Genomic DNA, 965 nt, shown 5'->3' with positions numbered 1-965 from the left:
TCGTATAAAGCCCTATCCCTAGGTCTGCGAGTACGTTCTGGCCATCGACATGTATAATAAAATGCCCAAGATCATTATGATTGTGTGGTTCTTCGTTATGTCCGCCTTTGGCAGCAAAAGCAGTAATTCCACCTCTTGCATTCCGCACTTTCGAAATTACCCATTGGTTTCCAGTAAATATTTGCTCTTGAATCCGATCTTCATTATCCTTGGTGGTTACCGATGATTCCGAATTAGATAATGACCAAAGCATTAGTCTTGTTACGTCCAACCAATTACCCAGAATCGGTTTAAACTGGTACTCCTTAGTAGGAAGTTGTAGAGATGGTATGTACTGTTGTAGCCGCCCAATAAGTCCTGCATTGAAGGCTACTTCATCATGAGAATCAGAGAAATTGAGGACCTTACCCCCCATTAACGTGCAAAATTGCGGAAATTGTGAGATTCGTTCGACCTTCTTATCCATAAGTAGGGAGATTTGCCCATGCGTACGTTCTTTCAATAATTCTGCAAAATAGACAAAGTTAGAAAATCCAAATTGYCAATAGGCTGGTCCTTCCGGTGTTGCTCCTTCTTCGTCAAATCCTGAGAAGTAATTCCGTAGTACTCCAATGACACGCCATAGCATGCCGGCCAGCTTTTCACTATCTTCAATCATATAAATAGCAGCTGCTCCTATACTTGAAGAGCAAACCGCAGGCCAATTATTTGTTTTTAATTCCCAGTTTTGCGGTGTGGGATCATTGAAGTACACTTGAAATATACGATTATCAATCTCTTCTTTCGCACGATGAACGACCCAGGGATGTAATCTATCCTTGAGTAAATGGACAGTTTCCGCTAATGTGAACGCGGTCAAACTTGAATTAAGATCTACTGTTTCACGAGGTGGTACTGGTTGATCCCAAATCCCGTTCGGATAATCGTTATGATACAATCCTACATGTGCCGGTATTACCCAGGTA

General features: G+C 41.8%; 1 pseudogene. It reads right to left on the bottom strand.

Annotated features, from left to right (window positions below):
* Positions 1-965, bottom strand: a pseudogene (locus AC1DWN_RS34350) (hypothetical protein); the annotation flags it as partial.

This window comes from Paenibacillus sp. P4_A7, assembly GCF_056402455.1.
The sequence above is the reverse complement of the archived record's forward strand: the minus strand, read 5'-3'. Positions and strand labels throughout refer to the sequence as shown.